General features: G+C 66.0%; 15 protein-coding genes. 6 read left to right on the forward strand and 9 right to left on the reverse strand.

What is annotated here, in order from left to right; all coding sequences use genetic code 11:
* The first annotated feature begins 23 nt into the window (after positions 1 to 23).
* Complete coding sequence (locus G6N27_RS01310; RefSeq protein ID WP_163774613.1) at positions 24 to 2018, forward strand: APC family permease; 1995 nt, start codon at positions 24 to 26, stop codon at positions 2016 to 2018.
* Positions 2019 to 2038: 20 nt separating this feature from the next.
* Positions 2039 to 3217 carry a class I SAM-dependent RNA methyltransferase gene (locus G6N27_RS01315; RefSeq protein ID WP_163781174.1) on the forward strand — a complete coding sequence of 393 codons (1179 nt, stop codon included), beginning with the start codon at positions 2039 to 2041 and terminating at the stop codon, positions 3215 to 3217.
* Positions 3218 to 3227: 10 nt separating this feature from the next.
* On the opposite strand, the gene G6N27_RS01320 is transcribed toward G6N27_RS01315, so the two are convergent.
* From G6N27_RS01320 to G6N27_RS01345, 6 genes are all read right to left on the reverse strand, one after another.
* The gene (locus G6N27_RS01320) at positions 3228 to 4517 is read right to left on the reverse strand and encodes an ArsB/NhaD family transporter (RefSeq protein WP_232065204.1); all 1290 of its coding nucleotides are present in this window, start codon (positions 4515 to 4517) and stop codon (positions 3228 to 3230) included.
* A 43-nt stretch (positions 4518 to 4560) separates the two neighbouring features.
* Complete coding sequence (locus G6N27_RS01325; protein ID WP_163774617.1) at positions 4561 to 5007, reverse strand: CBS domain-containing protein; 447 nt, start codon at positions 5005 to 5007, stop codon at positions 4561 to 4563.
* 156 nt (positions 5008 to 5163) lie between these two features.
* Entirely contained in the window at positions 5164 to 6453 is a 1290-nt protein-coding gene (locus G6N27_RS01330) for an ArsB/NhaD family transporter (protein WP_163774619.1), read from the reverse strand.
* A 193-nt stretch (positions 6454 to 6646) separates the two neighbouring features.
* Entirely contained in the window at positions 6647 to 7093 is a 447-nt protein-coding gene (locus G6N27_RS01335) for a CBS domain-containing protein (RefSeq protein WP_163774621.1), read from the reverse strand.
* A gap of 95 nt (positions 7094 to 7188) precedes the next feature.
* Positions 7189 to 7632, reverse strand: coding sequence for a CBS domain-containing protein (locus tag G6N27_RS01340; RefSeq protein WP_163774623.1), 444 nt, complete (start codon positions 7630 to 7632; stop codon positions 7189 to 7191).
* A gap of 64 nt (positions 7633 to 7696) precedes the next feature.
* Positions 7697 to 9001 carry an ArsB/NhaD family transporter gene (locus G6N27_RS01345; protein WP_163774625.1) on the reverse strand — a complete coding sequence of 435 codons (1305 nt, stop codon included), beginning with the start codon at positions 8999 to 9001 and terminating at the stop codon, positions 7697 to 7699.
* Positions 9002 to 9351: 350 nt separating this feature from the next.
* Between G6N27_RS01345 and dxs the strand changes: the two genes are divergently transcribed.
* Positions 9352 to 11283, forward strand: coding sequence for a 1-deoxy-D-xylulose-5-phosphate synthase (dxs, locus tag G6N27_RS01350; protein WP_163774626.1), 1932 nt, complete (start codon positions 9352 to 9354; stop codon positions 11281 to 11283).
* On the opposite strand, the gene G6N27_RS01355 is transcribed toward dxs, so the two are convergent.
* The 3 genes from G6N27_RS01355 to G6N27_RS01365 all read right to left on the reverse strand — a co-directional run bounded on the left by G6N27_RS01355 (position 11264) and on the right by G6N27_RS01365 (position 14154).
* Positions 11264 to 12547 carry a ribonuclease D gene (locus G6N27_RS01355; RefSeq protein WP_163774628.1) on the reverse strand — a complete coding sequence of 428 codons (1284 nt, stop codon included), beginning with the start codon at positions 12545 to 12547 and terminating at the stop codon, positions 11264 to 11266. The genes dxs and G6N27_RS01355 overlap by 20 nt on opposite strands.
* Before the next feature lies 1 nt (position 12548).
* Positions 12549 to 13133: a DUF3000 domain-containing protein gene (locus tag G6N27_RS01360; protein WP_163774630.1), complete on the reverse strand. Its 585-nt coding sequence runs from the start codon at positions 13131 to 13133 to the stop codon at positions 12549 to 12551.
* Between the two features lie 190 nt (positions 13134 to 13323).
* Positions 13324 to 14154 carry an enoyl-CoA hydratase/isomerase family protein gene (locus G6N27_RS01365; RefSeq protein ID WP_163774632.1) on the reverse strand — a complete coding sequence of 277 codons (831 nt, stop codon included), beginning with the start codon at positions 14152 to 14154 and terminating at the stop codon, positions 13324 to 13326.
* Positions 14155 to 14343: 189 nt separating this feature from the next.
* On the opposite strand from G6N27_RS01365, the gene G6N27_RS01370 reads away from it, so the two are divergent.
* Genes G6N27_RS01370 through G6N27_RS01380 form a run of 3 tightly spaced genes read left to right on the forward strand, consistent with a single transcriptional unit; the run spans position 14344 to position 17083 of the window.
* Positions 14344 to 14622 carry a hypothetical protein gene (locus tag G6N27_RS01370; protein WP_163774634.1) on the forward strand — a complete coding sequence of 93 codons (279 nt, stop codon included), beginning with the start codon at positions 14344 to 14346 and terminating at the stop codon, positions 14620 to 14622.
* A gap of 44 nt (positions 14623 to 14666) precedes the next feature.
* Complete coding sequence (gene hemE, locus G6N27_RS01375; RefSeq protein WP_163774637.1) at positions 14667 to 15716, forward strand: uroporphyrinogen decarboxylase; 1050 nt, start codon at positions 14667 to 14669, stop codon at positions 15714 to 15716.
* Positions 15713 to 17083, forward strand: a complete 1371-nt coding sequence (locus G6N27_RS01380) for a protoporphyrinogen oxidase (RefSeq protein ID WP_163774639.1) — start codon at positions 15713 to 15715, stop codon at positions 17081 to 17083. The genes hemE and G6N27_RS01380 overlap by 4 nt, the downstream gene beginning before the upstream one ends.
* Position 17084: the final 1 nt, after the last annotated feature.

Here is a 17084-nt window from a genome sequence, read left to right on the forward strand (position 1 = left end):
GGCTACGCCTACTCTTGGCACTCGTGTCCAAACTCTCGACTGCTGCGCGACGGTTGGTTCTGGGCCAGCCGTTTCGCAGCGACCGGCTGAGCCACACCCTGCTGCCCAAGCGCATCGCTTTACCGGTGTTCGCCTCCGACGCGTTGTCGTCGGTCGCGTACGCGCCCGAAGAGGTGTTCTTGACGTTGTCGGTGGCCGGGCTCGCGGCGTACTCGCTGACCCCGTGGATCGGCGTCGCCGTTGCCGCGGTGATGCTCGTCGTGGTGGCCAGCTACCGGCAGAATGTGCACGCCTATCCGTCCGGAGGCGGCGACTACGAGGTCGTCACCACCAACCTCGGCGCCAATGCCGGTCTCACGGTGGCCAGCGCGCTCATGGTGGACTATGTTCTGACCGTTGCTGTTTCGACGGCATCGGCGATGTCGAACATCGGGTCGGCCATCCCGTTCGTCGAGCACCACAAGGTGCTGTTCTGTGTCGGTGCGATCACGCTGGTAATGGCGTTGAACCTGCGTGGTGTGCGTGAATCCGGTCTGGCTTTCGCGATTCCGACCTACGCCTTCATCGCCGGTGTGGGGATCATGTTGGCGTGGGGCTTGTTTCGGGTTTACGTGTTGGGTGAGCCGATCCGGGCCGAGTCCGCCGGCTTCGTGATGCACGCCGAGCGGACCTCGATTGCCGGCTTCGCGATGGTGTTCCTGTTGGCTCGGTCGTTCTCGTCGGGCTGCGCGGCGCTCACCGGTGTCGAGGCGATCAGCAACGGGGTGCCGGCCTTTCAGAAACCAAAGTCGCGCAACGCCGCAACGACCCTGCTGCTACTCGGCACGATCGCCGTCGGGCTCTTCATGGGCATCATCTTGCTGGCCAAGGAGACCGGGGTCCAGGTCGTCGACAATCCCGCCGCGCAACTCACCGGCATCCCGCACGACTACCAGCAGAAGACGTTGATGGCCCAGATCGCCCAAGCCGTCTTCGGCGGCTTCCAGATCGGATTCCTGCTGATCGCTGTCGTGACGGCGCTCATCCTGGTGCTGGCGGCCAACACCGCGTTCAACGGCTTCCCGGTCTTGGGCTCGGTGCTGGCACAGCACAGTTACCTGCCCCGGCAGCTGCACACTCGCGGCGACCGGCTGGCATTCTCTAACGGCATCGTGTTTCTGGCGGTGGCCGCTCTGGCGGCGATCATCGCGTTTCGCGCGCAAGTCACCGCGCTGATTCAGCTCTACATCGTCGGGGTGTTCATCTCCTTTACGCTCAGCCAGATCGGTATGGTCCGGCACTGGACGCGATTGCTGCGCGACGAGTCCGATCCGGCGGTCCGACGCACCATGCTGCGCTCCCGGGTGGTCAACACCATCGGCTTCGTGGCCACCGGAGCGGTGCTGCTCGTCGTGGCGGTCACCAAATTCCTTGCCGGAGCATGGATCGCGGTTGTCGCCATGACACTGCTCTTCGTGGTGATGAAGCTGATTCGCAAGCATTACGACACCGTCGCCGTAGAGCTGCAGGAGCGGACTGTCGAAGACGAAGACGTCGTGCTGCCCAGCCGCAACCACGCGGTGGTGCTGGTGTCGAAGCTGCACCTGCCGACATTGCGTGCGCTGGCCTATGCGCGTGCGACCCGGCCCGACGTGCTCGAGGCCGTGACCGTCAGCGTCGACGACTTGGAAACGCGAGCGTTGGTCCGCCGATGGGAAGACAGCGAAATCAGCGTCCCGCTGAAGGTCATCGCATCGCCATACCGAGAGATCACCCGTCCGATACTCGATTACGTCAAGCGGGTCAGCAAGGAGTCGCCGCGCAGCGTGGTGACGGTCTTCCTTCCCGAGTATGTGGTGGGCCATTGGTGGGAGCATGTGTTGCACAACCAGAGTGCGCTGCGGCTCAAGGGCCGATTGCTGTTCATGCCCGGCGTGATGGTGACATCGGTTCCCTGGCAACTCAATTCGTCGGAGCGACTCAAGACCATGCATCCGCGTGCGGCTCCCGGCGACGCTCGGCGGGGGATCTTCGATTGACCGCCGATGCGGCGCCGGTACTGGCAGAACTGACACTGACCGTTGGTCCGCCGGCCAACGGGGGCAGTTGCGTGGCACGTCACGACGGGCGGGTGGTGTTCGTCCGCTACGCGTTGCCCGGCGAGCGAGTGCGGGTGCGGGTCACCGCGGATCGGGGTTCGTACTGGCACGCCGAGACAATCGAAGTGCTCGACCCCTCAGATGACCGCCGGGCTTCGCTGTGCCCTATCGCCGGTGTGGACGGGGCCGGGTGCTGCGATCTGGCGTTTGTCGACCCGGTGGCGGCCCGCGCACTGAAAGTGGAAGTGGTCTCCAATCAGCTTGCCCGCCTTGGCGATTACCAGTGGCATGGGGCGGCGCATCCGATGTCGGACGACGCAGCGACGGGTTGGCGCACCCGGATCAAGCTGGACGTCGGCGCTGACGGCCGTGCCGGCTTTCATCGGCACCGCAGCGACGAGCTGGTCTCCGATCTGGGCTGCGGTCAGCTGCCGGCCGGGATGATCGACGGCCTCGCGGCCACCGAATGGCCCCCGGGTGCACACGTTCATGTAGTCGTCGACGACGACGGTCAGCGCCATGTGGTACGCACGGTGCGACAGGGCAAGCGCAACGCGACGGAGGTGATCGAGGGCAGCTATCACGGGCTGCAACGGGTCGGCCGGCGCAGTTGGCAGGTGCCGGTGACAACGTTCTGGCAGGCCCATCGCCACGCCGCGCAGACGTACAGCGAATTGGTCAGCGACTGGGCTCAACTCGGTCCGGGTATGACGGCGTGGGATCTCTACGGTGGGGTCGGGGTGTTCGCCGCGGCGCTGGGAGACGCGGTGGGGGAATCCGGTCAGGTCGTCAGCGTCGACAGCGCACGAGCCGCGTCCCGGGCGGCACGCGCCACGCTGACCGATCTGCCGCAGGTGCGGGCGATCAGTGATTCGGTGCGACGGGTGTTGACCGCTCAGCACGGCACCGCCGATGTCGCCGTGCTGGACCCGCCGCGCGCCGGCGCCGGACGTGAGGTGATCGAGCTGCTGGCTGCTGCTGAGGTGCCGCGAATAGTGCACATCGGCTGCGAGGCAGCGTCATTCGCCCGCGATGTCGGTTTGTATCAGCGTCACGGCTACACGGTCGGCGAGATTCGGGTGTTCGATTCGTTTCCGCTGACGCATCACGTCGAATGCGTCGCCCTGTTGACGCGTTGACGCGCCGGCCTCAGGCCAGGGCGAAGTAGCGCAGCCACAGGTAGAGCCCGCACAGCACCGTGGAGATCGCGGTGATCACAATGCCCTTACGGGTGAACTCCCAGAACGAGATCGAATAGCCGGATCGCAACGCGATGCCGATCATCACAATGTTGGCGCTCGATCCCACGGCGGTGAGGTTGCCGCCCAGGTCACCACCGAGCGCCAACGACCACCAGAACGCGTTGCCGTGTTCCTGGTGCGGCATCGCGTTGGCAAGGTGCGTGACGATCGGTGTCATGGTGGCCACGTAGGGAACGTTGTCGATGATGCCGGACACCAGCGTGGACACACCCAGAATGAGCATCGTCGTGAACAGCGGGCTGCTGCCGGTTGCGTCGGCCGCTAGATTGCCCAGGTGTTCGATGACGCCGGTCTTGAGCAACGCGCCGACCATGATGAACAGGCCGACGATGAACAGCAGCGTGTCCCATTCGACGTTGGACAGGTAGTCGTCCTTCTCCATTTTCGAGACCAGGATGAGCAGTCCGCCACCCAGCAGCGCGACCAGCGACGGCTGAATGTGGATGGTGGGGGACACGATGAATCCGGCGAAGACTACCGCCATCACCGCGCCGCAGCGGACCAACAGCTTGCGATCGCGGATCAACTCGCGTTCGTCCAGCGCCATGACATCTGCCACCCGCTCGGGTGAAACCGCTGAGAAGCTCCGGAATAGCAACGGCGTGATCGCGACGAAGACCAGCATGACGATGATCACGATGGGCGCCATGTTGAACAGAAAGGCGTTGAACGACAGGCCTTTGCGCGCGCCGATGATGATGTTGGGCGGGTCGCCGACCAGCGTTGCCGCGCCGCCGATATTGGACGCGAACACTTCGGCCATCAGCATCGGTACCGGATTGATTTCCAAGCGATCACATACCAGCAAGGTCACTGGTGCGATCAACAACACCGAGACCACGTTGGGTAGCAGTGCCGAGGCCGCGGCCATCACCAGCATCAGCAAAATCATGATGCGCAGCGGCGAGCCGTTGGCGCGCTTCGCGGCCCAGATGGCGGCGTATTCGAAGACTCCGGTCTGGCGCAGGATGCTGACGATCATCATCATGCCGAACATCAAAAAGATGACGTCCCAGTCGATTCCGGTCTCTGCGGAGTAGAAGACGTCCGGCGAATCGACGACCGGCAAGATTATCATCAGGCCAGCGCCGACCAGTGCAACCGTAGTCTTGTTGAAGCGCTCGCTGATGATGAAAGCGTAGGAGACGACGAATATCGCGACGGCCAGATACATCATGATCGTCGCCGGTGTCATCGCTGCCTCTCCGCCAAACGCCCGGTCACTGTTTCAGGGCCTCGGCTAACAGGCGCGATGCGGTGATCACGCCGCAGAGTTTGCCGTCTTTGACCACGGTCACCAGCGGACTGTGCAGGCGCGACATCACCTCGGCCACTTCGATGATGGTGTCTTCGGCGTCGACGATCGGCACCTGCTGAGCCTTGTGCGGCAACAGGTCGCGAATTGTCTTGCCGCTCAGTTTGTCCGCCGCATGGTCGGCCATCGATTCGGTCAGCACGCGGGCCAGACCTGGGTCATCTTGCACGTAGGCGGGCACCAGGAACCGGACCACCTGGGAGGCGGGCAACACCGCGTAGGGCTTGTCGGATGTGTCCGTGCCGACCACCAGTCCGCTGAGCCGATAGTCGGCGAGCAGTTTCACCGCGTCGCGCGCAGGCGAATCGATGTCGACGACCGGGAACTCGTCCACGATCTCCTCCGCGCGCACGCACGGCAGCCTATAGGAAAGCTATGCATGGGTTAGGACGGCTCGTCTGTCCCCTGTCGGAGGAAAGCCGCAGGTCTCGCACCAGATTGGCCGCGGATGGTCGGCGCGGGTGCGGTGAAATCTTTACGCGCTCTTAGCGGTCGTGGCGTCAGCCGTTCAGCTCAGCACGAAATAGCGCAGCCACAGATACAGCGCGCACAGCACGGTCGACATCGCGGTCACCAGCGCGCCCTTGCGGGTGAATTGCCAGAACGAGATGGGGTTGCCCGACCTCAGCGCGATGCCGATCATCACGATGTTGGCGCTGGATCCTACGGCGGTGAGGTTGCCGCCGAGGTCGCCGCCGAGGGCCAGCGACCACCACATCACATCGTGGTGCGCCTGACCTGGAATGGCTGATGACAGGTGGCCGACGATCGGCGTCATGGTGGCGACGTACGGGACGTTGTCGATGATGCCGGACAGCAACATCGAGACGCCGAGGATCAGCATCGTGGTCACCAGCACGTTGCCGCCGGTGGCGTCGGCCGCCATCTCACCGAGTGTCTTGATCACGCCGGTTTTGAACAGCGCACCGACCATGACGAAAAGGCCGATTATGAACAGCAGCGTGTCCCATTCGACGTTGGCCAGATAGTCGGACTGGTCCAATCCCGACGTGAGGATGAGAATGCCGGCGCCCATCAATGCCACCAGCGACGGCTGGATGTGGATGGCTTCGGAGACGATGAAACCGGCGAAGACGAGGACCATGACGGCGCCGCACTTGATCAGCAGCGCGCGGTTCTTCAGGGCGTCGCGCTCGTCCACCGCCATGACGTCGGCGATCCGCTCGCGGTCGACTGTGGAGAGGCCGCGAAACATCAGCGGCAGGATCGCCACGAAGACGAGCATGATGATGATGACGATCGGCGCCATGTTGAACAGGAAGGCGTTGAACGAAAGGTGTTGACGGGCGCCGATGATGATGTTGGGTGGGTCGCCGACCAGCGTGGCGGTACCGCCGATGTTGGAGGCGAAGACTTCGGCAATCAGCAGCGGGACCGGGTTGATCGCCAACCGGTCGCAGATCAGCAGGGTGACCGGGGCGATGAGCAGCACCGAGACCACGTTGGGCAGCACCGCCGAGGCGAGTGCCATGACCAATGTCAGCAGGATCATGATGCGTAGCGGCGAGCCCTTGGCGCGCTTGACGGCCCAGATGGCCGTGTATTCGAAGACCCCGGTCTGGCGCAGGACGCTGACGATGATCATCATGCCCAGCATCAAAAAGATGACGTCCCAGTCGATTCCGCTGGCCGGCGAGTAAAACACGTCGCGGGACTCGATCACGGGCAGCAGGATCATCAGGCCCGCGCCGACCAGTGCCACGGTGGCGTTGTTGAATCGCTCGCTGATGATGGCTGCGTAGGCGGCGATGAAGACCGCGATCGCGAAATATGTCATCGGCGCCGACCTCGACGCCCGATCAATGTTCCAGAACTTCGGCCTCGATGCTCACGACCGGGAGCTCCGCCACCACGTCTTCGGCACGTGTTGAGCCTATAACAGCCCCGGTCGATTTTGCGCTGAGCTTGCCCCCAGCGCCACCAGATACTCAGGCCCGCTTGGAGTGTGGCCGTTTGGTGCTGCCGACCCGCTATTCCTTGAGGGCTGCGGCCAGTAACCGGGACGCTGTGATCACGCCGTGCAACTTGCCGTCTTTGACGACGGCGACCAGCGGGCTCCGCAGGCGGGCCATGACCTCCGCCACTTCGATGATGGTGTCGTCGGCGTCAGCCACCGGTATGTGCTGGCGTTGCTTGGGCAGCATGTCGCGAATTGTCTTGCCGCTCAGCTTCTCCGCCGCGTGGTCAGCCATCGACTCGGTCACCACGCTGGCCAGCCCGGGGTCGTCTTGCACGTAGCCGGGCACGATGAAGCGCACCACTTGGGAGGCCGGTAACACGGCGAACGGCGTCTCCGATGTGTCGGTGACGACCACCAGACCGTTGAGCCGGTGCTCCGCGAGCAGGCGCACCGCGTCCAGCGCGGCTGAGTCGATCTTTACAACCGGAAACTTCTCGTCGAGATCCTCTGCCCGCACACCGTCACAATACTTGCGTCTGTGGCATTCGGTTAATAGGTCTGGCGTTAACGAATTCTCAGATTGTGTTCGAGTCGCCTGCTACCCGTCGCCGCTCACGATTTGAGCGCCGCGGCCAGCAGGCGCGAGGCGGTGATGACGCCGTGCAGCTTGCCATTCTGGGTGACGGCGATCAGCGGGGTGCGTAGCTGTGCCATCTCGGCGGCCACCTTGATGACGCCGTCGCGCACATCGACCGAAGGGACGGTGCGCGGCTTTCTTGGCAGGATGTCGCGCACCGATTTGCCGGCCAGGTTCTCGCCGGCGCCGTCGGCCAGCGCGTCGCCCATGACCCCCGCCAACGTCACATCGTGCTGCACGTAGCGCGGGAGAACGAGGTGGAGCATCTCGGAGGCCAGCAGGATCGCATGCGGCTTGCCGTGGTTGTCGGTGACGACCAGGCCGGGCAGATTGTGCTCGGCAACCAGCCGCGCCGCCTCGCGGGCATCCGAATCCACCGGCACGATCAGGAATTGCTCGTCGAGGTCCTCTGCCCGCACTAAGTCACCATACGTCCGCCGGCGGTCCGAAGAGCGGCTCGGCCGACGCCTGTAGCGGGGTCGACTACGCCAAGGCGAAGTAGCGCAGCCACAGATATCCCAGAGACAGCACGAACGACATCGCCGTCACGACCGCCCCGCGTTTGGTGAAGTCCCAGAACGAGACGGGGTGGCCGGTGCGTTTCGCGATCCCCACCGCGACAACATTGGCGCTCGCGCCGATGGCGGTGAGATTGCCGCCCAGGACGGTGCCCAGCAGCAACGCCCACCACAGCACACCATTGCTGTCGTGGCCGGGGATGGTGGATGCGAACTGGCCGACGATCGGTGTCATCGCCGCGGCGTAGGGAACGTTGTTGATGAAGCTGCCCACGGTGAACGAGACGGTCAGAATCAGAATCGTCGCCCGCCATGCGTCGCCGCCGGCGATGTGGCTGGCATGGTTGGCCAAGTTGCTGATGACGCCGGTCTTCACCAGAGCACCGACCATGATGAACAGCCCAGCGAAGAACAGCAGCGTTTCCCACTCGACGCTGGACAGGTAGAACTCGCGCTCCATGCCGGAGACCACGATCAGAATGCCGGCGCCGGCCATCGCAATCAGCGACGGCTCCATGTGAATCACCTGATGCAGGACGAACGCGGCGAACACCAAGCCGAGCACAGCGACGCATTGCAGCAGCAACTTACGGTCGCGGATCGCTTCTTTTTCATCCAGCGCCATCACATCGGCGATGCGTTCGGGATCGGCGACGAAGAAGCCCGGGTACAACCGCGGCAGGATCGCCACCAAACCGACCAGGACGAGCAACACGGCGGGGGCCATATTCGCCGAGAACTCGATGAAGCTCAGGTGCGCGCCGGTGCCGATGATGATGCTGGTCGGGTCGCCGACCAGGGTCGCCGCGCCGGCGATATTGGCGGTGAGAGCCTCGATGACCAGGAAGGGTGCCGGGTTCATCGCGAGCCGGTCGCACACCAGCAGGGTGACCGGCGCGATCAACAACACCGTGGTGACGTTGTCGAGGACCGCCGTTCCCAGTGCGGTGACAACCATCAGCAGGATCAAGATCCGCAGCGGGGAACCCTTGGCGCGTTTGGCCGACCAGATCGCCACGTATTCGAACGCGCCGGTCTGCTTGACCACGCTGACGATGATCATCATGCCGAGGAGCAGGAACAGAACGTCCCAGTTGATCCCGGTGTCGCGGGCGTAGAAGACCTCGTCGGAATTGATCGGCGGCAGGAAGAACATCAGCGTCGCGCCGGCCAGCGCGATCAGCGTCTTGTTGAACCGCTCGGTGGCGATCAGTAGATAGGCCACCACAAACACCGTTGAGGCGAAAATCGCGTGAACGAGGCCACTCATCGGCTGCCCCGCCGTCGAATACGCCCCTTGCTCAGCATGGGCGGCGAAGGGGCGCTGGAGATTTGGGAGCCGCGTCGACGAGGCGCGACGCCACGATCACGCCGCCCAAATCGACTTCCGCCTGCTCGGTGCGGTCGCGTCGACCGTCCAAATCATCGTGCACTCCTGAATCGCCCTAGACGACAAGAAGACCCGGACAGCACGACATGACGCCGACCAGGCTTCCCGGCTCACCGCGGCATACGTTAACAGGCTTGCCTGTGCTTCCGCTGAGCGGTGTCGGTCTGCCTGTTAGGGAGCATCGCCGCAGCTCTAGGCATTGCGCCGACGGCCGTGCGTAGAATGTCGGAATGCTAGAACAGGTCCGTGGGCCCGCCGATCTGCAGCACCTTTCGCAACCGGATTTGCGGGATCTGGCCGACGAGATTCGCGATTTTCTGATTCACAAGGTCGCCGCGACCGGCGGCCACTTGGGGCCCAATCTTGGGGTCGTCGAGCTGACCCTGGCGTTGCACCGGGTGTTCGATTCGCCGCACGATCCGATCATCTTCGACACCGGGCATCAGTCCTACGTGCACAAGATGCTGACCGGCCGGGCCGCGGACTTCGAAACCCTGCGCAAAAAGGGTGGCCTGTCCGGTTATCCGTCGCGCGCCGAGAGTGAGCACGACTGGGTCGAGTCCAGCCACGCCAGCGCGGCGTTGTCGTATGCCGACGGGTTGGCCAAGGCTTTCGAGCTGACCGGACACCGCAACCGGCATGTGGTGGCCGTGGTCGGCGACGGCGCGCTCACCGGCGGGATGTGCTGGGAGGCGTTGAACAACATCGCGGCAGCCCGCAGGCCGGTGGTGGTCGTCGTCAACGACAACGGCCGCAGCTACGCGCCGACGTTCGGCGGCCTGGCCAACCACCTCGGGATGCTGCGTCTGCAGCCGGGCTACGAGCATCTGCTCAAACGCGGCCGCAAGGCGGTGCGCGGGATGCCGCTGCTCGGCGATGTGGCCTACCAGTTCATGCACAGCATCAAAGCCGGTGTGAAGGACGCACTTTCGCCGCAGCTGCTGTTCACCGATCTCGGGCTCAAATACGTCGGGCCGGTCGATGGCCATGACGAACAGGCCGTCGAGGCCGCGCTGCGCCGTGCCCGCGGATTCGGCGGTCCGGTCATCGTGCACGTCGTCACCCAAAAGGGCCGCGGCTATGGGCCGGCCGAAGATGACGAGGCCGACCAGATGCACGCCTGTGGGGTGATCGACCCGGCAACCGGGCTGGCCACCAAAATCCCGGGGCCGAGTTGGACCGCGACGTTCACCGAGTCGCTGATCGAGTATGCGGCCAAGCGCCGCGACGTCGTCGCGATCACGGCGGCCATGCCCGGGCCCACCGGGTTGACGGCGTTCGGAGAGCGCTTCCCGGATCGGATGTTCGACGTCGGTATCGCCGAGCAGCACGCGGTGACCTCGGCGGCCGGATTGGCTATCGGCGGGATGCATCCGGTGGTGGCGATCTATTCGACGTTCCTGAACCGGGCCTTCGACCAGATCATGATGGACGTCGCGCTGCACAAGCTGCCGGTGACCATGGTGCTGGACCGGGCCGGCGTCACCGGGCCGGATGGCGCCAGCCACAACGGCATGTGGGACATGTCGATACTGGGCATCGTTCCCGGGATGCGAGTGGCGGCGCCTCGCGACGGCGCCCGCCTGCACGAGGAGCTCGGTGAGGCGCTCGATATCAGTGACGGTCCCACCGCCATCCGTTTCCCGAAAGGCGATGTCGGCGAAGAAATCTCGGCGCTGCGGCGGCACGCCGGCGTCGATGTGCTCGCGGTTCCGGCCGACGGGCTGGGTGCCGACGTGCTGCTGGTGGCGGTCGGAGCTTTTGCGTCGATGGCGCTCAAGGTCGCTGAGCGGCTGCACAACCAGGGCATCGGGGTGACGGCGATCGACCCGCGGTGGGTGCTGCCGGTGCCGGAGGCGGTCGTCGAGTTGGCGGTGACGCACAAAGTTGTCGTCACGCTCGAAGACAACGGCGTGGCGGGCGGCGTCGGTTCTGCGGTGTCAGCTGCGTTGCGCCGCAACGAGATCGACGTGCCTTGTCGCGATGTCGGGTTGCCGCAGCGATTCTTCGATCACGCGTCGCGCGGTGAGGTGCTCGCCGACGCCGGCCTGACCGATCAGGACGTCGCCCGCCGCATCACCGGGTGGGTGGCTGCGCTGTCCGGAGACGTCGGCACGGCCGATGCCGAAGGGGAGTCCGAGATCACCGAGCATCTGGACTGACGTCGTCCGGCGTCGACCGCAACGCGGTGGCCAGCGCCGGGACCACGAGCTCGCGTTGCCACAGCCGGGCCTGTCCGGTCGTCAGGAAATCGTCGATCGCCTTCGCATCGTCGCCGGTGGGCTCCCAGTCCCAGCACAGCCGTCGCACCAGTTCCGGCGTCACCAGATTCTCGGTGGGCACTGAGACCCGCGCCGAGACTTCGCGCAGTGCGGCCCGTGCCGCGTCGAGACGCGCGGCGGCCTCGGGTCTGCGCTTGGCCCACCGAGCCGGCGCCGGTGGACCGTTAGGCGGTTCGGATTCCTCTGCGGAGTCCGGATTTTCGCGCGCTGCCTGTAACGCGGCCAACCAGGTGGAGGCGCTGCGGCGCTGCCTGCGGCCGCCGAAGATCGGCAACGCGACCAGGTCGTCGAGGGTCTCCGGGTCGGCGGTCGCGGCCTCGATGATCGCCGAGTCCGGCAGGATGCGCCCCGGTGCGATGTCACGGCGTTGGGCGATTTCGTCGCGCACGGTCCACAATTCGCGGACGGCTGCCAGACCGCGCTGATGGCGAACTTTGTGAATGCCGGACGTGCGACGCCAGCGGTCGCGACGGGTCGACGGCGGCGCCACGCCGACGGATGTCCGAAGGTAGTCGAATTCTTCTGCGGCCCAGGAGGTTTTACCCTGCTCCGCCAGCACAGCTGCGATCGCCTCGCGCAGGTCGATGAGCGCTTCGACGTCGAGCGCTGCGTAGTTGAGCCAGGCCGCGGGCAGCGGACGCTTGGACCAGTCGGCGGCGCCATGACCCTTGGCCAAGCCCAAGCCGAGCAGTCGCTGCACCATCGCGGCGAGGTTGACCCGGTCGAAGCCGGCAAGTCGGCCGGCCAACTCGGTGTCGTAGAGGGCAGGCGGACGCATCCCGACCTCGGCCAGACACGGCAGGTCCTGATCGGCGGCGTGCAGAATCCACTCGTCCGTCGACAGCACGTCGGCGACAGGAGCCAGCACCGTCATCGACTCGCCGCCGTGGCTGACCGGGTCGATGAGCACGGAACCGGCGCCGGCGCGCCGAATCTGGATCAGGTACGCGCGATTGGAGTACCGAAAACCCGAAGCACGTTCGGCGTCCACGGCGAACGGGCCGTGGCCGCCGGCCAGCAGTGCGGCCGCCGCCTTGATCTCGCTGGTCGACACGGACAACTCGGGCACGCCGTCGGCGGGGTGGAGCAGCGGTGTGACGTCCGGTTCGGCGCTGTCGGATGTATCGGTGGTCGGATCTGTCATGTCAGACGCGGGACCGCGTGCCCAGGTCGGTTACCCCGACCGGTGGCAGGCCCGCGGCATGCTCAAGCACCTCGCAAAACGCTTCGACGTGAGTGCCGATGTCCGTGGTGAGCGCCGTCCACGACGCGCGCAGCTCCAGCTGGTGGGCGCGCGGCGGCCCGGAGATGTCCCCGTAGCGCACGGAGGTGGTGGCTGTGACTGTGCCGCCCAGCGCGGTGACCTGCTCGGCGCGCGCGTCGAGCGCCTCGACCAGCCAGCTCCACGCCACCTCGGGCAACAGCGGGTCGACGGCTTCGCTGGAGTCCAGGTCGGCCTGGATATAGGCCACCAGCCGCATGGTGCCGTCCCACGCGTCGGCGCCATCCGGGTCGTAGAGCAGGATCAGCCGGCCGAACGCGTCGCCGTCAGAGCGCTCCGGGACGATGTCCAGCTCGGGACGTTTGACCTCGGCGCCGAGCGCGTAGCTGTACGGCGCGAGACGCTGCGGAGGGCGGATCGGACCCAACTCGATTTCGGATCGGACGGTGGCCCCGCTCATCGCCGCTACTGCGTCGCGGAACGGGACCGGTTCGGCTGTCGTCGTCATCAGCGCCGCTCCTCCTCGGCCCGCCCCCGCTCTCGATGGATGGCGCGCGTCAAGATCACGGGCGCCGTCGCTGTTGGTCGCTCCGCACGGCATCGTTGCTGGCGGGTCACAACGTCTGACGCTAGACCCATCCGCGGACACGCGGTCACAGGCGCGCCGTTTTGCCGGCGGCGCCATGCGCCGGGGCTGGCTAGTCGGGGGTGAAACGGGCTTGCCGCTTCTCCCGGTGGGCGGCCAGGCCTTCCCGTACGTCGGGCCCGCCGAAGCTCAGAAACTCCAGGCCAAGTGAGGTTTCGAAGGCCGGGGCGAACATCCGGTACCAATGGTTGAGGCTGTGTTTGGTGAAGCGGATCGCCGATTGCGCGCCCTGCGCGAGTTCTTGCGCGATGCCCGTCGCGGTTTCGAGGACCTCGTCGTCGTCGACGCACAGTGACACCAACACCAACCCGATGCGTTCGGCTTCCGCGCCCGACAGCGGCGCGCAGGTGAGTAGGTAGTACTTGGCCTTGGCCATCCCGACCAACAGCGGCCAGCAGATGGCGGCGTGATCGCCCGCGGCGACGCCGAGCTTGGTGTGACCGTCGATGATCTTCGCGTTGCGCCCGGCGACCGACACGTCGGCCAGCAGCGCCACCACCAGTCCCGCGCCGACGGCCGCGCCATGGATTGCCGAGATCACCGGTTTGTCCAGGTTGACCATGTTCAGCACCAGGTCGCGCGCTTCGCGCATGATCCGCATCCGGTCGTCGAACTCGCCCATGGTCTCGTCGATCAGGTCGAAGCTGCCGCCCGACGAGAATGCCTTGCCCTCGCCGCGGACCAGCACTGCGCGCACCTCGGGGTCGCGACCGATGGCAGGCCAGATGTCTGCGAGGTCGCGGTGCATCTGCGGGCCCACCGAATTGAGCCCGAGCGCGTCGAGGACGACGTGCAGCACGCCTTCTTGACCATGTTTGTCGGCGCGTTCGACCCGCAGGCTCGGGAAGTCGTCGTAGCTGACTGCTGGGTAGCGCACGGGCATGCCGGCTCCTGAAATCGGGCTCACGGACGTGTCGACGACGAGGTTACGCACGGGTGGGTGCACTCCTGTCCGCACCCGGGCTCACGGCGAGGCAAAAGGTGTTGTTCAGCATCCGTTCACGGGAGCGTGGACATGTTTGCTCCTGCGCGTTGATCTGGGGGCGTTCACTTGCGTCGCGAGGAGGTTGCAATGGGGCAGTCCACCACATTTTTTCGCCGCGGCAGCGTTGCTGTGCTCGGTGCCGCCGTGTTCGCCGGCGTCGTTGCCTTCGGTCCCGCGCCGCTGGGACGGGCTATCACGTTCGCTCGCGACGCGACCTGGCTGATGCAGCGAGATCCAGAGCCTGACATGCCACTGCCGGACGAGAACGCAGTCGATGACCCGGCGTTCAACGGACCGTTGCAGTTTTACCCGCCGGGCTCCCATCGTCACCGTCACCACTCGTCGGTGCAGCCGGGGCGCTCTTAGACCAGCAGTTCAGGGTTCATTGCGGCGTGGCAGCATTGAACCCGATGAGTGACCATCGCGCGCTTCCCGAATCGCCGTACCTGGCCGCGGCCGCGGGCCGCAAACCGAGCCGGGTGCCGGTGTGGTTCATGCGGCAAGCCGGCCGTTCGTTGCCGGAATACCGGGCGCTGCGCGCGCAGAACAGCATGATGGCGGCCTGCTTCGACGCCGAACTGATCACCGAGATCACGTTGCAGCCGATCCGGCGACACGATGTCGACGCGGCAATCCTGTTCTCCGACATCGTGGTCCCGCTGCGTGGCGCCGGTATCGACGTGGACATCGTGCCCGACGTCGGCCCGGTCATCGCCGCGCCGGTGCGCACCGCCGCCGACGTCGACGCCGTGAAACCGCTGGAACCGCAAGGTGTGCAACCGGTGTCGGATGCTGTCTCGCTACTGGTGGCGGCGTTGGGCCAGGTTCCGCTGATCGGGTTCGCCGGCGCGCCGTTCACCCTGGCGTCCTACTTGGTCGAGGGCGGCCCGAGCCGCAATCACACGAGGACGAAAGCGATGATGCTGTCCGAACCATCATGCTGGCACGCGCTGATGGAAAAGCTGACCGATCTCACCATCTCGTTTCTTCGGGTTCAGCTCGATGCCGGCGTGGACGCGATTCAGGTGTTCGACTCATGGGCCGGCGTGCTGTCACTGGCGAACTACCGTCGCTACGTACTGCCGCACAGCGCACGGGTGTTCGCCACTCTCGCCGACCGTGGTGTTGCGATGACGCACTTCGGCGTCGGCACCGCCGAACTGCTGGGCGCCATGTCCAGCGCCGGGGCGACGGTGGTCGGAGTCGATTGGCGGACTTCACTTGTCGACGCGGCCGCCCGGGTCGAGGCGGGCAAGGCGTTGCAGGGCAACCTTGATCCGGCGGTGCTGATGGCGGGCTGGCCGGCGGTCGAAGAGGCGGCGCGGGGAGTGGTCGACGACGGCCGGCGCGCGGTCGACGCCGGCGCAGCCGGACACATCTTCAACCTCGGCCACGGGGTGCTGCCGGAAACCGATCCCGGCATCCTCACCGACCTGGTGTCTTTGGTGCATTCCCTATGACGTCCAGTGCGCGATCGTATTGTGTTGTCGGCGGCGGTATTTCGGGTCTGGTCGCGGCCTACCGGTTGCGGCTGGCCGCCGGTGACGAGGCGAGCATCACGCTGTTCGAACCCGGCGACCGACTCGGCGGTGTGCTGCGTACCGAGTTGATCGGCGGCGTTCCCACCGACGTCGGCGCCGAGGCGTTCGTGGTACGCCGCCCCGAGATGCCGGCGCTGCTGGACGAATTGGGCCTTGCCAATTGGCAAGTCGGCACCACCGGAGCCCGCCCGCTGATCTACAGCCAGGACCGGCTGCACCCGCTACCGACGGCCACGCTGAACGGCATCCCGTCGTCCGCGGAATCGATGGCCGGTCTGGTGAATGACGCCACGCTGGCCCAAATCGCGTCGGAGCCGACTCGCCCGTTCCACTGGGAGCCCGGCAGTGATCCGGCCGTGGCCGACGTGGTCGGGGACCGCTTCGGTGAGCAGGTGGTGGCCCGCTCGGTCGACCCGATGCTCGGCGGCGTCTATGCCGGATCGGCCGCGACCATCGGGCTGCGTTCGGCCACCCCCACCCTGACCACGGTGCTGGACGGCGGGGCCGCCAACCTGACCGATGCGGTCCGCGCGGCGCTGCTGAGCGTCACAGCTGGCCCGGTATTCGGCGCGGTGAGCGGCGGCTACACCGTGCTGGTCGACGAACTGGTCCGTCGCGCCCGGCCAACATGGGTGCAGTCGGCGGTGCAGACCATCGAACCGGCCGGGCCGGGGTGGACGCTGCGCGACGGCACCGGTGGCGTGTGGCGCGCCGACGCGGTGGTGCTGGCCGTGCCCGCCACCCGCCTCGTCGGCCTCGTCGAGGGCATCGCTCCGCGAACCGCAGCCGCTGCCGGTCGCATCGTCAGCGCGTCCTCGGTCGTCGTGGCGATGGCGTTGCCCCGCGGTCTCGACTTCCCGCAGAACTCGGGCGTGTTGGTGGCGAGCGGAGAATCGTTGCACACCAAGGCGATCACGCTGTCGTCACGAAAGTGGGGACGGGGTGATGTGGAGTTGTTGCGGCTGTCATTCGGGCGACTCGGCGACGACGTCGCCGCCCGCGTCTCCGACGACGAGTTGCTGGCGTGGTCGATCGAAGACCTGGCGACCGTGTTCGGGTTGACCGTCGAGCCGGTGGATGTTCGCGTGCAGCGTTGGCCGGACGCGATGCCGCAGTACGGGCCCGGCCACCGTGAGCTGGTCGCCGAACTGCGCGCCGGTCTGCCGTCGACCCTGACGGTGGCGGGCAGCTATCTCGACGGGATCGGGGTGCCGGCGTGCATCGGCGCCGCCGGGCGTGCGGCTGCCGCCGCCGTCCGGGCTGTCGAAACCTCCGTGGCACGATAGG

The sequence above is a fragment of the Mycobacterium cookii genome, from assembly GCF_010727945.1.
GTDB classification, from domain to species: Bacteria; Actinomycetota; Actinomycetes; order Mycobacteriales; family Mycobacteriaceae; genus Mycobacterium; species Mycobacterium cookii.